This window comes from Nitrosomonas sp. Nm166, from assembly GCF_900112825.1.
Taxonomy (GTDB): Bacteria; Pseudomonadota; Gammaproteobacteria; order Burkholderiales; family Nitrosomonadaceae; genus Nitrosomonas.
The window spans coordinates 20,933-35,655 of the sequence record NZ_FONE01000021.1 but is presented as its reverse complement, the minus strand read 5'-3'; the positions used below and the strand labels follow the sequence as shown (position 1 = coordinate 35,655).

Below are 14,723 nucleotides of genomic sequence, written 5' to 3'. Positions count from 1 at the left end.
TTTATTTATTCAGGTAAAGATTAACCTCAAGGCGAACTTCGAGCTTCTCAGAGGTTATGTTTTCACGTTTAATCGCAATCGCAGAAATCGCTATTGCTGGAATCACTTCAAGCGCATCCGCTATAAAAGCGCGTATCTGGGGATAACTGCCTCTGACTGGCAAGATCATCTCGTAACGGGCCAGGCGTGCATCACTTTCATTGACCAGCCGATATTCACTGCTGCTGAGCTCCACGTTTTGCTTTTTAGCGATACGCACTAATTCCCGGATCCAGAAAGGGGAGGAGTCGATACGCGGAAAAAAGTCATAAAACGCTTGCAGCGCCTGGTCTCCGCTCATTTTCCTCCCAGCTTCCGAATCAGCTGGTGCTTGTTTTGATAACGCTTGTACTTGTAATATTTCAGCGCGCTCCTTCAATTTCTCTAGAACAGATTCTTGCGGTAAAACTGCCGAAAAAAAATAGATACTGGTAGCCACCAGCAGGCCCACACCGATTTTACCTATCGTCCCCAAGCGGCCGATGTGCCAGCGCAGTTGCGGCACCAGCCGGTTCAATTGTGTTTGTAGTGTTTCAGTTTTCAAGAAATTCCAATCCATGCGGCTGTCAGCAGGAAAACAATCGGTCGATGTGGATTGTCCTGTTTTACTTTGTAGTTGAGCAAGTGCACATTTTCAAACACCGGTTCGCGTTCAAGCGCTTCCACAAAATCAAGCAGCTCGGACATATTCTTGGCCTCGCCATTGATTCGCAGTGTCCGGTTGGATACATTCGGTTGCAGTGATAATAACGCGATTTCCTCAGTCGCAGCAGACTCGATTGAATCAAATAATGTTTCCCACGGTAAATTGATTTGATCCAGTATCACATTGGCCTGCGTGATTTCTTTACGAATTTCCTGGCTAAATTCTCTGATCCGTGATGTTGCGCGTGTACGCGGCGCAGCTTTTTGTTGTTGCTGTTTTTCTAAGCGTTCGACGCGGTTACCCCAGTAACTCACTTCTTCAGTAACATACCGGTATTGCAAAACCACGCCGGCTAAAATCAGCAGGCCGACGAACAGTATTGAGAAATCCACATAAGGTATTGACTGCTCATGATAGGGAAATTTTAATCTTAAGCGGGGCATTGATCCATCTCGGAATGATTGGCGAGCGCGGATGGGTAATGTGCCAATACGGGTATCTGTTGGGTAGGTATCGGAGCTATGCGCCATCCGCAGTTACTGGGTAAAGTAAGCTCCGGATGTTCAGGTGCAAACACATGTACTAATTCGACAGCTTCTTTGTTTCCGAAAAAAATCGCTTCCTGATCCAGTGCAGTAAGAAGCTCATGGGCCACACTATGTAAAATCCGCTGATTGCGGATACTGTGCCAGATTCCATTGGTCAATAAGGCAATACATATCCGTCCGCTTTCTATCACGGCAAAATATATTTTAGTGCCGCTCAGCTGCTTGTGCCAGTGGTCATACACAGATGCCAGATAGGGCTCGATGTCTTTGAGTTTACAATGATAATGGGTTGCCATTTGTTCCAGCCGCGCCATCAAATCACGAGGTATCGCCGCACAAATAGCGCCATTGATCGGATTCCATTCACTGATACTGAGTATCCACGTGTCGACATGCTCAGCATAAACTTCACGCATCCGAAAAGTGGCGTAGGACTTTACCTCCTCTGGCGTTGCGATTTCCGACTGGGGTGGCAGTGTCACATAGCGAACAAAGTGATTGGATAACGTGATTGCCAATTCTGTGCCAGCTGCATCAGCCAGATTCTTTTCTAGTTGTTGTAACGCCGATTGCCAGATCGGCGCACCTTGAGCGCGCTTGCACAATGCAGTCACTTTAGCGACCTGCACGGGTTTGAAGCCGCGCAAGAATCGCACTAAATTGACCCGCTCAGGGGCTAGAAAAACCTGAATCTGATCACGCCACAATCGTGACACGATTGGCCTCCTCTAAGCTGGTCAATCCTTGTCTGACCATATCTAAAGCGGCTTCCCGCAGGAAACGCGTGCCATTATTTTTTGCCGCTTCTTTAATGCGGCGTATCGGCTCCTGCGCCACAATGAGTTCGCGGATTTCATCGTTCAGAATCAGAATCTCAGCGATCGCATTTCTTCCCCGATAGCCACTTCCCCGGCATTGACCGCAGCCTTTTCCGCTGCGAAACCGGAACTGATCAACCTCTTCGGCTGCGATACCGGATTCTGCAATCAATTGATCATCCGGACGCTCGTCTACAGAGCAATGCGGACATAACAAGCGCACTAATCGTTGGGCAGCGATCCCATTCAAAGCGGATACAAAGCTATAGGGATCCACACCCATATGCGAGAATCGCCCAATCACATCGAATACATTATTGGCGTGTACCGTCGTAAAAACCAGATGCCCGGTCAGCGCAGCCTGGATGGCAATTTGTGCGGTTTCAGAATCACGAATTTCGCCTACCATGATCTTATCTGGATCATGACGCAGAATTGAACGTAATCCACGCGCAAAAGTCAGCCCCTTCTTTTCATTGACGGGAATCTGCAACACACCGGATAGCTGATATTCAATCGGATCTTCAATCGTGATGATCTTGTCACTGCCTTTGTTTACTTCAGATATCGCAGCATACAGCGACGTGGTTTTGCCGCTGCCGGTTGGACCCGTTACCAACAACATGCCATAAGGTTCCGAGCTCAGGCGGCGAATACTCGCGATAGCCACCGGATTAAAGCCCAGTTGGTTTAATGTCAATCCTTCAATTTGGTCTGACAATGCCTGTCGGTCAAGGATACGCAGCACAGCATCTTCGCCGAAAATGCTCGGCATAATGGAGACACGAAAATCAATTTCCCGCCCCTGGATAGAAATTTTAAAACGGCCATCTTGGGGCACCCGGCGTTCAGCAATATCCAATTCCGACATGACCTTAATGCGGGATATGACTTGCTCAGCCAAATCTGCACCTTGTATCACACCGATCGAAGTTAACACCCCATCAATGCGGTATTTGATAGAAAGCGCCCGGATGGTCATTTCCAGGTGAATATCACTGGCCTGGGATTTGTGCGCGTCATACAGGGTGGAATGAACCAATCGCACAACCTGACTGGTGCCTTCGTTGATGCTTTTCAGCGATAAATCTTCAATACCGCTCTGGATCTTGTCCAGCTCGGCAGAAGGCAATACCTGATCCATGGCGCGCATGGTTTTTTCTTGCTGCGCAAAAAAAGCAGTCAGGTCAGCCGGATAAACTAAATACCACTCAACCGGCATATCAAAGCGTTCTTCCGCCCAGGCGCGTAATTTGCTTGAGAATGGGTTACTGACAGCGAGTAAATAGCCTTGCTCCCGGCGAAATAATGCACATTCATGCAGCATGGCTTCTGCGAAGGGCAGCAGATCAAATGCTGGACTAAGGGTATGGATTGCTTTCATTTCCATGACCGGCATATGGAGCAATTGCCCTAACTGTTGCGTCAGTTCATGCGGCGTATAACCACTGGTTTCTTCCAGTACTTGCATGACGGAAACGCCTTGGCTGAGCGCTTTCTGCCGCGCATCAGCCAGACGATTGATATCAATCGGTGGTTGGTTTTCGGATGATGTGACTGCCTCGATCAATTGATGCTTCCAGCCAATTCAAATATTGGCATATACATGAGAATAATAATACCACCGATCACAATACCAATAACTGCCATCAGTAGCGGTTCAATCAGTTTGGTGGTCCATTCCACCCAACGGGCGATTTCTTCGTCATGAAAATTGCCAATTCGCTCCATCATATCTCCCATTAAACCCGTCCGTTCACCCACACGAAGCATGCGATTACCAACTGCGGTTGTTAATCCTTCTAACTCCATGGCGTTGGAAATTGTTTTGCCTTCACGGATATGCTTGGCGGCAGCTGCCACTTTGGGGCGGAAATGCGTTTGAAGCAAGCCGCTAACCATTTCCAGTGCTTGCGTTATGGGAATTCCGCCTCGCAGCAACATCCCCAGCGTTTTGTAAAAACGGGCTAATTGATAAACGCGCATCCGTTCACCAACCGCTGGAATGCGCCATAATAACTGCATCAAGTTGGCTCGAAAGGTTGATCGGGTGACGAAATAAATACTCGCGCTAAGGGCGATTCCCGTCACAATGGCTAATTCCCAGCCGCGTTCGTCAACAAAATGTCCCCATTTAATCAGTAACAATGAAAGCCACGGCAAATCACTACCCATATCATCATAGATCGCACTGAATTTGGGAACTACAAATACCAGTAGAAAAATGGAAACCAGAAAGCCGACTACCAGCAACAAAACGGGATATATGGAGGCCCCTACCAGTTTTTTGCGTACAAAATCCATTTGTGTCTGATAGGAAATAAACCGTGTCAAAGCTTCCGGAAGGTCACCCGTGCGCTCACTGGCACGAACGGTTGCAATATAGAGAGGCGGAAATGCCTGCGGGTATTCCTCCAGTGCTTGCGAAAAAGTGACACCTTCATAGAGTCGCGCGAGAATATTTTGAATAATCTTGCGATTACTGGCATCCTGTTCTTTTTCTAGCAAGGTTTCGATACTTTCCACCAGGCTAAGTCCCGCCGTTTGCAAGGAAAGCAATTCCTGGCTGAAATGAACCAAGGGAAAATGAGTGCTCGATTTCAATGACAAGCCCGTAAAGCTTCGCCGCACACTTAAAACCATGCCGCCCTGTTCAATGACCTGAAGGCGCGCTTCTTCCTCATTGCTGGCTTCCAGTTCAAGATGCACAGTACCTTTCCCGGACAGCACTGCTTTCACTTCATATCGCATGCGCTAATAATTACCAGTTTTTGATATCAGCCGCTTCACCTTCACCGCCTGGTTGACCGTCTTTTCCATAAGAAAGCAAATCAAATTCTGCTCGCTCACCAGGATATTTGTAAACATAAGGGCGGCCCCACGGGTCGGAGGGAGGCATTTTTGCAAGATACGGCCCTTGCCATCTTAATTCATTACCGGGGCGGGTCACCAACGCAGCTAATCCTTGTTCAGTGGCTGGGTAGCTTCCCACATCCAGGCGATATTGATGCAATGCTTTTTCTAATGCATCGATTTGAGCCTGAGCCATTTTGATTTCTGATTTACCCACTTGCGAAAAGTATTTGGGCCCAACATAGGCGGCTAGCAAACCGATAATCACCATCACAACGAGCAACTCGAGTAGTGTAAATCCACGGATGGCTTTTGCCTTTTGCTGCCTGATCGAATACTTCATATTTGTCCTCTAACTTAAGAAATTACTGATCATTTTACTCTTGAGTAAATAGGTAGTTACCATAAATACGACATGGTAAGGGGCTTATATTACGGGGCCAAGACTGCGTATATATCATAAATACGGGAATTTTACCCGCTCAAAGTGCGCTAGCGCCGAAGAATCGCCCACCATCGACCGATATTGAGCAATGCCATGAGCGAAGCTGAGACATAGGTCCAGGCTGCCGCATGCAGAATTCTGCGCGCATGGCGCTCATCTCCTTGAATCAGATACTTGCCTTGCTCCAGCATTGGCAAGGCACGGGCAAAGCTGGCATGCAATTCCATCGGCAAGGTAATTAAATGGATAATAGTTGCAGTACCCAGCGTCAACAGACCGCCGAGTAAAAATAATATGCCTGCACTGGGCGACCGGGTAACAGCCGTAATGACGGGTGTAGCCATCATAATTGCCGCACCCAGCTTCTCAGCCGGAGCAGCTAGCTGTACCAATCGCGTGCGCAGTTTTAGCGGCAGATAGCCATCCCTATCTTGAATGGCGTGACCTACTTCATGCGCTGCAACTGTGATCGCGGTAAGCGATTTACCATTGAATTTATCTGGCGTCAGACGAACTGCTTTTGCTAGCGGATCATAATGATCACCGTGCTCTGTAACCTCTACCTTGACCGCCTGCAAATTGGCCCAATCCAATAAAATACGCGCTAATTCGCCACCAGTGCCCGGATAGCGGTCTTCTGGATGGCTGTACTTCGCCAGAATATGCTTCACCCAGTAAGAAGGCCCCAGAATAAGCACCAACAAAATGGTCATAAGTATTAGGTAAAACATGTGCTGTCCAAGAGCATTTTCAACACAACGAGAAAATTCATGGAATGATTTTCTCGAAAAAAATTGCTGTCAATCAGATAGCCATATGAATAATTGGTTCCATGATGCGCCTGGCCAATAAGCCATAGAAGCCGCCATTGTTTTCTAGCAGTGGAAAATTTGCCAGAGCTTATCGCTGGTGAAATCGGAAACCACCCGCGGTCATCGAAACCCGTGAACGGCTTATACAAAGCTTCCATGCAAAAAGCCTGGGCTAGCTGATGCATGAATAGATGAATCTGTAATTAACGATTCAAAACGAAACGCCGATATTCGCAATTATCCATATGGATATCCCGAAGTTGCTCATCTTCAATACCTCCCTCAAAATAGGCAATAAATACTCGCATCGTTTCTTCATGGGCAATTACCAACAGGATTTTATCCTTTTGCACTTTTAACCAGTCGATAAAACGCAAAACACGTTGCTTGTGATCCAGCAGCGATTCGTCGCCATTGACGCGCCTGCGCAACGGATCCTGAGCAATGGCAGCAAAATAGTCGGATACCGGTCTACCATCAAATCCGGAACGGATGTCGGCGAGATCCGCATGTATCTCAATCGGCACTGCATGATACTGATTCACAATTTCCGCCGTTTGGCGCGTACGTGGCAGCGGTGAAACCAGAATACGCTCAAATGCCACTTCACGCAGCGCCAGTGCTGCCGATTGTGCCTGTTCTATGCCAGTTTTCGTCAGATACACATCTCGACCGGGGTCGTCGTTGCACAAACCCAGGTCATTATAGTTAGTGCACCCATGACGCATACAGTAGATGTTCATGTTACATGTTAAATGGAGCTAAAAATTACATTACATTACATTACATTGCAAAACTCGATCCCCTTGGCTGCAATCCGATCCTATCTGCTCACAGTCGCTATCATTTTTCTACACAATCAACCAGCTCGGAATAACTCGCCAGCGTAGCATCAGCAGTTATAAAACGCGCAGGCATCGCTAATGCCTGAGCAATTAATAAGCGATCAAACGGATCTGCGTGAAGCATCGGCAAATGCGCAACGCCTGCCGCATGTTCGGAAGAAACGGGTATTTCAATAAAACCGGTTATCTCCGCACCATCAGCAATTTCTCTTGCTGAATAATGAAACTTGACTTTTCCTAATGCCGCCTTAATGGCAATTTCCCAAATACTGGCTGCACTAAAATAAACTTCGATTGACGGTGATTCCAGTTGCGCTCTCAGTGAGTAAGGCAATCTCTCAGGCATATCCAGGGCCCATAACAGAATATGAGTGTCAAGCAACAGTCGCATCATAGACTTTCAGTCGATGGTTCGATAACTCCCCCAAATGACAGCAGCACATCATCGGGTAAGGCTGCATCAAAATCTTCCGGTACCTTCAACTGCCCATTGAACATACCCAAACTTCGACGGGAAGGTAAGCTGTGCAGCGGCACTAATTTGGCAATTGGCTTGCCAGCCTTGGCAATAATGATTTCCTCACCGGCCGCAGCCTTCTCGACAAATCGCGACAAATGCGTTTTAGCTTCATGAATATTGATGGTAAGCATATCAGTATTTTCATATCATAGGAATGAGTTGACTTGACTAAGTTTAGTTAACTCCGATTATTAAGTCAAAATTTATTACGCATGGCATAAATCTCGCTGCCAGTCAATAGCAAAAACTATACAATGCTGTTTACTCTCATTAACCAAAGATAAGAAAAAGACATATCCATGAAAATCGATATTGATCAATTAAATGAATCAGAACTCATTAATCTCAATAAACGAATCGTTGAGCGGCTTCGCTTTCTCCACCAACTGCGAGCTCACACAAGCATGCTCGTCGAGCCTGACAATGAACCTCCAGTATTCGGGATTATTACGCGCTACAACAAAAAGACTGTTTCCATCCTGGCGGAGGATGGCAAGAAATGGACAGTATCGCCGCAACTTCTGCGTAAAATCACTGATATCTCTCAATTCTAGTAAGATGATTATAGCCAATGATCTAAAAACAAGGGAATTGCTTGCCTAGAAGAAAGCCTAGCGGATAAAACGGAAGATAAGGAATGCTTTGTCGTGATAAAAATCGAGCAATACCACTATCTGCGTAAAATGAGTTGGAGCCGCCTTTTACGAAGCACGACAGGGTATGGGGATCCGGTCAGCTCAGCAAAAAAACCATAGATCACATGTCGATGGCCTGTTTGTCAAATGAGCTACACGCTCATCTTTACCAACAGTTATAAAAAACACGCCAGGCTCTTTGCACTGTAAATTTTACAGAAATTAAATTGCTTGATCAGAAAACAGTATTTACCCCGGCTTTGCATCCACCCTTGAGCGCCAATAAATCGGTGCAAACTTAACCGCCCAGAGTCCAAAGCAAACCAGCCAGACGAGTCCAGCAGTTACGTATAACATCGACGCTATCGCAGGGGCGATATCCGCCAGGATTCTAAGCACGGCAGCCGCCTGGAAACCTAAAAACAGCAACCAGGTGAAACGATCCAGTTCCAATGGGCGTCCCGAGTGACCGAGGGTGACACGTGAAGCCATCGCCAGGATCATGCCGGCAAAATAGCCAATCGCCAATGCATGCAACGGTGCCAGGCCAAAGAGTATGTTGCCGGACAGCATATAGATCAGGCTCTGTGCCCCGTACATCGCCATGGATACACCCAGCCAGGCAAATGAAATATGCAGTACTGCCAGCAAACTCACTTGGAAGCTACGCAAAAATCCCCAGCGGTAGGATAAATAGAATGCACAAAGCGCTAAGGGGAAATCGACGATCCAGAGATAGACTGACATTTCCAGCCATTGAAGGCAGCCATGCGCAACGATGCAAGCCAGCATCAGCCACAGCATCCAGAAGGGTCTGACCATTTCATAATTTTCCAGTACCCGACTGGAAAAAAATGGAATCATGCGGTGCGAAACGGTTAGGACGATCGGCAGCAGAAAAAACCAGATCCCAGCATGACGCGTAAAATCCAGTACTGCCGGAACTTCAGTGACCAGCCAAAACAAATACGCTGCCATACCTAGGCCCCCCATGAGTAAAGCAACACTGGTTACCCTGGGATGGCGCTTGTCCTCAGCGGGCGTGAGCAGCAAAATGCGGAATAACACATAAACCGCGACGCCCCAGCCGGCCAGCATGATCTCTACGCCCATGATGATGATTATTTTGTGAGTCACTAAGCCTACATAAAACAACACGACACCTAACACCATCAATAGGCAGGTAGTCATATATTCTCGCGGCTTTACCTTGTCGCCATTCATCCAGTTAGGGTAAGTGGTAAACAAAAAACCAAAAATAAAAAAAGGAAAAAAACCATAAACCATCAAGAAGGCATGCGCCCAGGCAGGAGCGATACTCCAGGTTGTGGTCGATCCTGCAATGCCATAGCGGCCAGCCAGATCAAACATCCACCAAAGCAGCGTCAGCACGCCCTGTAATGCACCAGCCAGAAACAAGCTCCGATGCGGAGCAGCCGCGATATGATCGCGAATAGTCAATTGCTTGTTCATTCTGACTCCTTATGAAACGATTCATTGGCTCATGAATCAAACTATCTCTTTAATTACCAATACAATAATTTCTCTTAAAGCGAGTTATTTGCTATGATGCGTGTCCGCTTTGCGCATATAATTACTTCATGCTCAACATTGATTTGCACTGTCATTCCACCATTTCTGATGGTATTCTGACACCCACACAACTGGTCGAACGCGCTGCCATGCGAGGTGTTACCACGCTGGCCTTAACGGATCATGACGATATCGCCGGGCTTGCAAAGGCGCGTCACACAGCAGCCGCAAAAAATATCAATTTTATCAACGGCGTGGAAATATCCGTCAGCTGGCGGGGCCGCACATTACATATTGTCGGACTGGATATTGATCCCGAGTATACGCCACTCATTGAGGGTCTGGCTACTATCCGTGCAGGCCGTTCGCATCGCGCTGAGAATATCGCTCTCGAGCTGGCAAAAATCGGCATTCACGGCAGCCTGGAAGGCGCTTATGCGCATGTGGGCGAGCGGCGTTTAATCGGTCGCACCCACTTTGCCCGTTTTCTGGTTGAGCAAGGCTATGCCAAAGACGTCAAATCAGTCTTTAAAAAATACCTCATCAAAGGTAAGCCGGGTTACGCTCCACATGAATGGGCAGCACTCGGCGATGCAATCAGCTGGATTCGTGGCAGCGGGGGCCGGGCAGTCATTGCGCATCCAGGACGCTATGATTTAGGTAAAAATGTACTCCGTGATTTATTGGAAGAATTTTGCGCACTGGGTGGATCTGCTATTGAAGTAGTCACTTCAAGCCACACCCCTGAGCAAGTCAAATATTTTGCACAATATGCCAAGAACATGGATTTGCTGGTTTCCTGTGGTTCAGACTTTCATGGCCCCCAAGAAAGTCATTACGATTTAGGACAATTGCCCGAATTTCCGCTGGGATGCACGCCTGTCTGGCATGACTGGAAAAATAATGGCTGATTTAATATTTATTTAATACGATACAGCCTTGCCGTGGCCCAATTTTTTTCCATCCATATCACCACACCGCATTTACGCCTGATCAGGCAGGCTGCTACCATTGTACGCAACGGCGGAGTCATCGTTTATCCGACAGATTCTTGCTATGCATTGGGTTGCCATCTCGGCGACAAAACCGCGATGTCGCGTATCCGCGCCGTCCGGCAACTGGATGATCAGCATCATTTCACGCTGGTGTGCCGGAATCTGGCCGAAATCTCCACTTACGCCCGAGTGGATAACAGTCAGTATCGGTTGCTCAAAGCAACAACGCCCGGCGGTTATACGTTTATCTTGCAAGCAACTCGCGAAGTTCCACGCCGCTTGCAGCATCCCAAACGCAATACGATCGGCTTGCGTATTCCTGACCATCCCGTTGTGCTGGCATTATTGGAAGAACTTGACGAACCCTTACTCAGCTCTACGCTGAAATTGCCAGGGGATGAATTGCCGTTGACTGATGCGGAGGAAATCCGCAGGCGCCTGGAGCATCAAGTGGATTTAGTGATGGATGGCGGTCCCTGCGGTATAGAAATGACCACCGTGATCGATTTAACGGATGATGTACCCCAATTGATCCGGCAAGGTAAAGGCAGTCTCGAACCCTTTGGAATTAATTATGGATAATATCATTCAAGGCATTGCGATTTATGCCTTACCGGTCATTTTTGCCATTACCATGCATGAAGCAGCGCATGGTTATATCGCCAAGCATTTTGGCGACCTCACGGCTTATCATGAAGGACGTATCAGTCTCAATCCGATACGGCATATCGACCTTGTCGGCACAATTCTGGTGCCTCTGACATTATTCGTTCTCAGCAAATTAACCGTCGGCGCAGGGTTTTTGTTCGGCTGGGCCAAACCGGTGCCGGTCAATTTTTCCAACTTGCGCCATCCCAAACGCGACATGCTATGGGTAGCAGCAGCCGGGCCTGGCGCTAACCTGCTGATGGCTTTTTTCTGGGCTCTAATGATCAAACTGGCTATTCTCATACCTGATAGTAGCTTCGCAAAACCATTGGCACTCATGAGTGTGGCAGGGATCGAAATCAATGTCATCCTGATGGTACTCAACTTGCTGCCGCTGCCACCGCTGGATGGCGGCCGGATGGCTGTCAGCTTGCTGCCGCACCGTTTGGCTTATCAGTTTTCCCGCATTGAGCCTTATGGCTTTATGATATTACTGGTATTGTTATTCAGCGGCATGCTGGGCGCCGTGATCGGACCTGCCATTACCTGGACTAAAATAATCATCGTGTCAATGTTTGGGTTATATATCTAACAACGTTTTAAACTTAGGAAATCAATATGTTTGCTGATCGCGTTTTATCAGGCATGCGTCCCACCGGCAGCCTGCATTTAGGACATTATCACGGCGTATTAAAAAATTGGGTGAAGTTGCAGCAACAATATGAATGCCTGTTTTTTGTCGCAGATTGGCATGCACTGACGACCCATTACGGAACACCCGAAATTATCGAACAAAATGCTTGGGATATGGTGATTGACTGGTTGGCTGCGGGTGTTGATCCATCGCAGGCGACTTTATTTATTCAATCCAAAGTACCTGCCCATGCCGAACTGTATTTATTGCTGTCGATGATGACACCGCTCGGCTGGCTGGAACGCGTACCTACTTACAAAGACCAGCAGGAAAGACTGTCTGAGAAAGATCTCAGCACTTATGGTTTTCTCGGCTATCCGCTACTGCAAAGCGCCGATATTCTGATTTACCGCGCCAATCGGGTTCCCGTCGGAGAAGACCAAGCACCGCATTTGGAATTTACGCGCGAAATCGCACGCCGCTTTAATCATATTTATGGCAAAGAACCCGGTTTTGAGGAAAAAGCTGAGCTAGCCATCAAGAAACTCGGATCAAGGAAATCAAAACTATATACGGAGTTGCGCACACTGTATCAAGAGCAGGGCGATGAAAGCGCACTGGAGAAAGCCAGATCATTGTTGGATGAGCAACAAAATCTCAGCCTGGGTGACCAGGAACGCTTATTCGGCTATCTGGAAGGCGGCGGTAAAATGATTCTGGTCGAACCTGAAACCCTGCTTACTGAAGCATCCAGGATGCCCGGATTGGATGGTCAGAAAATGTCCAAGTCCTATCACAACACCATCAGTCTGCGGGAAGATCCTGACAGTATCCGCAAAAAAATCCGTACTATGCCGACGGATCCGGCACGGGTACGGCGCAGCGATCCAGGTGACCCAGCCAAGTGCCCGGTATGGCAATTCCATTTGGTTTATTCTGATGATAAAACTCGCGAATGGGTGCAATGGGGCTGCACAACTGCCGGTATCGGTTGTCTGGAATGCAAATCGCCTGTCATCGACATGGTTCTCGTCGAACAAGCACCGATGGTTGAACGCGTCAGGGAGTATGAAGAAGACCCGACACTGGTACGCAACATCATTGCAGACGGTTGCGAGAGAGCCAACAAGCTTGCGGAAGAAACCATGCGTGATATCCGCGAAGCCATGGGACTCAGTTATTCCTGACATAGATAGCTGGTAATTAGGCCAGAACCAAATGAGTAACATGCAGCAGTGAATTCAGCGATTAATTCTGTTGATACACATCATCCGATAGCAAAAGTCTGCGGCAAACCCTTGCTGGAAATTCCACAGGATTTGTATATTCCGCCTGAAGCACTCGAAGTTTTCCTGGATACTTTTCAAGGTCCGCTGGATTTGTTGTTGTATCTGATCCGCAGGCACAACCTGAATATTCTGGATATTCCAATGGCTGAGCTCACGCAGCAATATATGGCTTATGTTGAAATGATGCGCGCTGATCAATTGGAATTAGCTGCTGAATATCTGCTGATGACCGCATTGCTGATTGAAATCAAATCGCGCATGCTGCTGCCCAGTCCTAAGATCGAGACAGAAGAAGAGCACGACCCGCGCGCCGAACTGGTGCGACGTCTCCTCGAATACGAGCAAATGAAAAAAGCCGCGGTGCAGCTTAATGAATTACCGCAGGCTACGCGCGAATTCAGTATCGTACGGCTGTGGATCGAACAAGAAATCGTTGAACAATTACCCGCTGTCAGCATGGAAGATTTGCATCATGCCTGGATGGCCATTTTGGGGCGCGCCAAAGTCAATTGTCATCATCAGGTCAAGCGCGAAATTCTTTCCGTGCGCGTTTATATGAGCCAGGTTCTGCGCGATCTACGCGGGCGGGAACAGGTAGAGTTTTATGACTTGTTCAGCCCCACAGCGACTGTTGCTGAAGTCGTTGTCACCTTTCTGGCGATCCTGGAACTGGCCAAGGAATTGTTGATAGAAATTTCTCAGTCGCAAGCTTTTGGAATGATTTATATCCGCGCCATTAACGCACTTAACCAGGCTGATGCATGAACTCGCTCACTCCTGAGAAAACCAAGCAAATTCTTGAAGCGGCCTTGCTGACCGCGCAAGAAACCTTGCCTGTCAGCGAACTGAGAAAATTATTCAATCAGGAATTAAGCGCCACAGTGCTATCCAATTTACTAGAAGAAATCCGGCAGAAATGGTCTGATAGCGGCGTAGAATTGGTTACCGTAGCCAGTGGCTGGCGTTTTCAGACCAAAGCTGAGATGCAGCCATACCTGGACCGCTTGACAACGCAAAAAGCACCGCGTTATTCGCGCGCGGTTCTGGAAACACTCGCTATTATTGCCTACCGGCAACCCGTGACACGCGGCGATATTGAAGAAATTCGTGGTGTCAGTGTATCCAGTTCGGTACTCAAAACACTCACTGCTCGGGGCTGGATTGAGGCGGTTGGACACCGAAACGTACCCGGAAAACCCGCACTGTTCGCCACCACGCCGCAGTTTCTGGATGATCTGAACCTGCGCTCGCTGGAAGAACTCCCGCCATTGGAAGAGATGAAATCTTTGGTCGAAGCCAGTGACAAGAATCAAGACCTGCCTTTTGAAGAACTTGAAATATCTGATCGCTAAATTTAAATCGACAGTTGATTTTCTAGGGAAGCCCTGAATAAGTAACTACTTTTAAGTTTTTAATTTCTTGAATTGCAGTTCTAGACAGGACTTTGATTGAGAAGCCATGCA

18 protein-coding genes are annotated in these 14,723 nt (G+C 47.8%); 7 read left to right on the top strand and 11 right to left on the bottom strand.

Going from position 1 to position 14,723, the window contains the following annotated elements; translation table 11 throughout:
- Position 1: 1 nt before the first annotated feature.
- From BM021_RS07635 to BM021_RS07585, 10 genes are all read right to left on the bottom strand, one after another.
- On the bottom strand, positions 2 to 583 hold the full coding sequence (locus BM021_RS07635) for a hypothetical protein (protein ID WP_256207833.1): 582 nt from the start codon (positions 581 to 583) through the stop codon (positions 2 to 4).
- Positions 580 to 1,128: a PilN domain-containing protein gene (locus tag BM021_RS07630; RefSeq protein ID WP_090720447.1), complete on the bottom strand. Its 549-nt coding sequence runs from the start codon at positions 1,126 to 1,128 to the stop codon at positions 580 to 582. Before BM021_RS07630 ends, BM021_RS07635 begins: the two co-directional genes overlap by 4 nt.
- On the bottom strand, positions 1,116 to 1,949 hold the full coding sequence (locus BM021_RS07625) for a hypothetical protein (protein WP_090720446.1): 834 nt from the start codon (positions 1,947 to 1,949) through the stop codon (positions 1,116 to 1,118). Before BM021_RS07625 ends, BM021_RS07630 begins: the two co-directional genes overlap by 13 nt.
- Positions 1,930 to 3,621 carry a GspE/PulE family protein gene (locus tag BM021_RS07620; RefSeq protein ID WP_090720445.1) on the bottom strand — a complete coding sequence of 564 codons (1,692 nt, stop codon included), beginning with the start codon at positions 3,619 to 3,621 and terminating at the stop codon, positions 1,930 to 1,932. Before BM021_RS07620 ends, BM021_RS07625 begins: the two co-directional genes overlap by 20 nt.
- Entirely contained in the window at positions 3,618 to 4,802 is a 1,185-nt protein-coding gene (locus BM021_RS07615) for a type II secretion system F family protein (RefSeq protein WP_090720444.1), read from the bottom strand. The genes BM021_RS07620 and BM021_RS07615 overlap by 4 nt, the downstream gene beginning before the upstream one ends.
- 10 nt (positions 4,803 to 4,812) lie before the next feature.
- A complete protein-coding gene (gene gspG, locus BM021_RS07610; protein ID WP_090720443.1) occupies positions 4,813 to 5,247 on the bottom strand; it encodes a type II secretion system major pseudopilin GspG in 435 nt (144 codons plus the stop codon).
- A 149-nt stretch (positions 5,248 to 5,396) separates the two neighbouring features.
- Entirely contained in the window at positions 5,397 to 6,080 is a 684-nt protein-coding gene (locus BM021_RS07605; RefSeq protein WP_090720442.1) for a zinc metallopeptidase, read from the bottom strand.
- 284 nt (positions 6,081 to 6,364) lie between these two features.
- Positions 6,365 to 6,904: a histidine phosphatase family protein gene (locus BM021_RS07595; protein WP_090720440.1), complete on the bottom strand. Its 540-nt coding sequence runs from the start codon at positions 6,902 to 6,904 to the stop codon at positions 6,365 to 6,367.
- Positions 6,905 to 7,004: 100 nt separating this feature from the next.
- Complete coding sequence (locus tag BM021_RS07590) at positions 7,005 to 7,400, bottom strand: type II toxin-antitoxin system VapC family toxin (protein ID WP_218147836.1); 396 nt, start codon at positions 7,398 to 7,400, stop codon at positions 7,005 to 7,007.
- On the bottom strand, positions 7,397 to 7,657 hold the full coding sequence (locus tag BM021_RS07585) for a type II toxin-antitoxin system Phd/YefM family antitoxin (protein WP_090720439.1): 261 nt from the start codon (positions 7,655 to 7,657) through the stop codon (positions 7,397 to 7,399). The genes BM021_RS07590 and BM021_RS07585 overlap by 4 nt, the downstream gene beginning before the upstream one ends.
- A 168-nt stretch (positions 7,658 to 7,825) precedes the next feature.
- On the opposite strand from BM021_RS07585, the gene BM021_RS07580 reads away from it, so the two are divergent.
- A complete protein-coding gene (locus BM021_RS07580; RefSeq protein WP_090720438.1) occupies positions 7,826 to 8,080 on the top strand; it encodes a hypothetical protein in 255 nt (84 codons plus the stop codon).
- Between the two features lie 330 nt (positions 8,081 to 8,410).
- Here the strand turns inward: BM021_RS07580 and BM021_RS07570 are convergent, their stop codons facing one another.
- Positions 8,411 to 9,634, bottom strand: a complete 1,224-nt coding sequence (locus BM021_RS07570) for an NnrS family protein (RefSeq protein WP_090720437.1) — start codon at positions 9,632 to 9,634, stop codon at positions 8,411 to 8,413.
- 128 nt (positions 9,635 to 9,762) lie between these two features.
- Between BM021_RS07570 and BM021_RS07565 the strand changes: the two genes are divergently transcribed.
- Genes BM021_RS07565 through scpB form a run of 6 tightly spaced genes read left to right on the top strand, consistent with a single transcriptional unit; the run spans position 9,763 to position 14,612 of the window.
- The gene (locus BM021_RS07565) at positions 9,763 to 10,605 is read left to right on the top strand and encodes a 3',5'-nucleoside bisphosphate phosphatase (protein WP_090720436.1); all 843 of its coding nucleotides are present in this window, start codon (positions 9,763 to 9,765) and stop codon (positions 10,603 to 10,605) included.
- Between the two features lie 33 nt (positions 10,606 to 10,638).
- A complete protein-coding gene (locus BM021_RS07560) occupies positions 10,639 to 11,271 on the top strand; it encodes an L-threonylcarbamoyladenylate synthase (RefSeq protein WP_090720435.1) in 633 nt (210 codons plus the stop codon).
- A complete protein-coding gene (locus tag BM021_RS07555; protein WP_090720434.1) occupies positions 11,264 to 11,929 on the top strand; it encodes a site-2 protease family protein in 666 nt (221 codons plus the stop codon). Before BM021_RS07560 ends, BM021_RS07555 begins: the two co-directional genes overlap by 8 nt.
- A 26-nt stretch (positions 11,930 to 11,955) precedes the next feature.
- On the top strand, positions 11,956 to 13,158 hold the full coding sequence (locus tag BM021_RS07550; protein WP_090720433.1) for a tryptophan--tRNA ligase: 1,203 nt from the start codon (positions 11,956 to 11,958) through the stop codon (positions 13,156 to 13,158).
- A 48-nt stretch (positions 13,159 to 13,206) separates the two neighbouring features.
- A complete protein-coding gene (locus BM021_RS07545; RefSeq protein ID WP_090720432.1) occupies positions 13,207 to 14,025 on the top strand; it encodes a segregation and condensation protein A in 819 nt (272 codons plus the stop codon).
- Positions 14,022 to 14,612, top strand: a complete 591-nt coding sequence (gene scpB, locus BM021_RS07540) for an SMC-Scp complex subunit ScpB (protein ID WP_090720431.1) — start codon at positions 14,022 to 14,024, stop codon at positions 14,610 to 14,612. Before BM021_RS07545 ends, scpB begins: the two co-directional genes overlap by 4 nt.
- The last annotated feature ends 111 nt before the right edge of the window (positions 14,613 to 14,723 follow it).

What these genes read in the sequence shown, in the direction of transcription:
- BM021_RS07630 (WP_090720447.1), bottom strand. Translation starts at nt 1,128, where the DNA reads ATGCCCCGCTTAAGATTAAAATTTCCCTATCATGAGCAGTCAATACCT.
- BM021_RS07615 (WP_090720444.1), bottom strand. Translation starts at nt 4,802, where the DNA reads ATGCGATATGAAGTGAAAGCAGTGCTGTCCGGGAAAGGTACTGTGCAT.
- gspG (WP_090720443.1), bottom strand. Translation starts at nt 5,247, where the DNA reads ATGAAGTATTCGATCAGGCAGCAAAAGGCAAAAGCCATCCGTGGATTT.
- BM021_RS07605 (WP_090720442.1), bottom strand. Translation starts at nt 6,080, where the DNA reads ATGTTTTACCTAATACTTATGACCATTTTGTTGGTGCTTATTCTGGGG.
- BM021_RS07595 (WP_090720440.1), bottom strand. Translation starts at nt 6,904, where the DNA reads ATGAACATCTACTGTATGCGTCATGGGTGCACTAACTATAATGACCTG.
- BM021_RS07590 (WP_218147836.1), bottom strand. Translation starts at nt 7,400, where the DNA reads ATGATGCGACTGTTGCTTGACACTCATATTCTGTTATGGGCCCTGGAT.
- BM021_RS07585 (WP_090720439.1), bottom strand. Translation starts at nt 7,657, where the DNA reads ATGCTTACCATCAATATTCATGAAGCTAAAACGCATTTGTCGCGATTT.
- BM021_RS07580 (WP_090720438.1), top strand. Translation starts at nt 7,826, where the DNA reads ATGAAAATCGATATTGATCAATTAAATGAATCAGAACTCATTAATCTC.
- BM021_RS07570 (WP_090720437.1), bottom strand. Translation starts at nt 9,634, where the DNA reads ATGAACAAGCAATTGACTATTCGCGATCATATCGCGGCTGCTCCGCAT.
- BM021_RS07565 (WP_090720436.1), top strand. Translation starts at nt 9,763, where the DNA reads ATGCTCAACATTGATTTGCACTGTCATTCCACCATTTCTGATGGTATT.
- BM021_RS07555 (WP_090720434.1), top strand. Translation starts at nt 11,264, where the DNA reads ATGGATAATATCATTCAAGGCATTGCGATTTATGCCTTACCGGTCATT.
- BM021_RS07550 (WP_090720433.1), top strand. Translation starts at nt 11,956, where the DNA reads ATGTTTGCTGATCGCGTTTTATCAGGCATGCGTCCCACCGGCAGCCTG.
- scpB (WP_090720431.1), top strand. Translation starts at nt 14,022, where the DNA reads ATGAACTCGCTCACTCCTGAGAAAACCAAGCAAATTCTTGAAGCGGCC.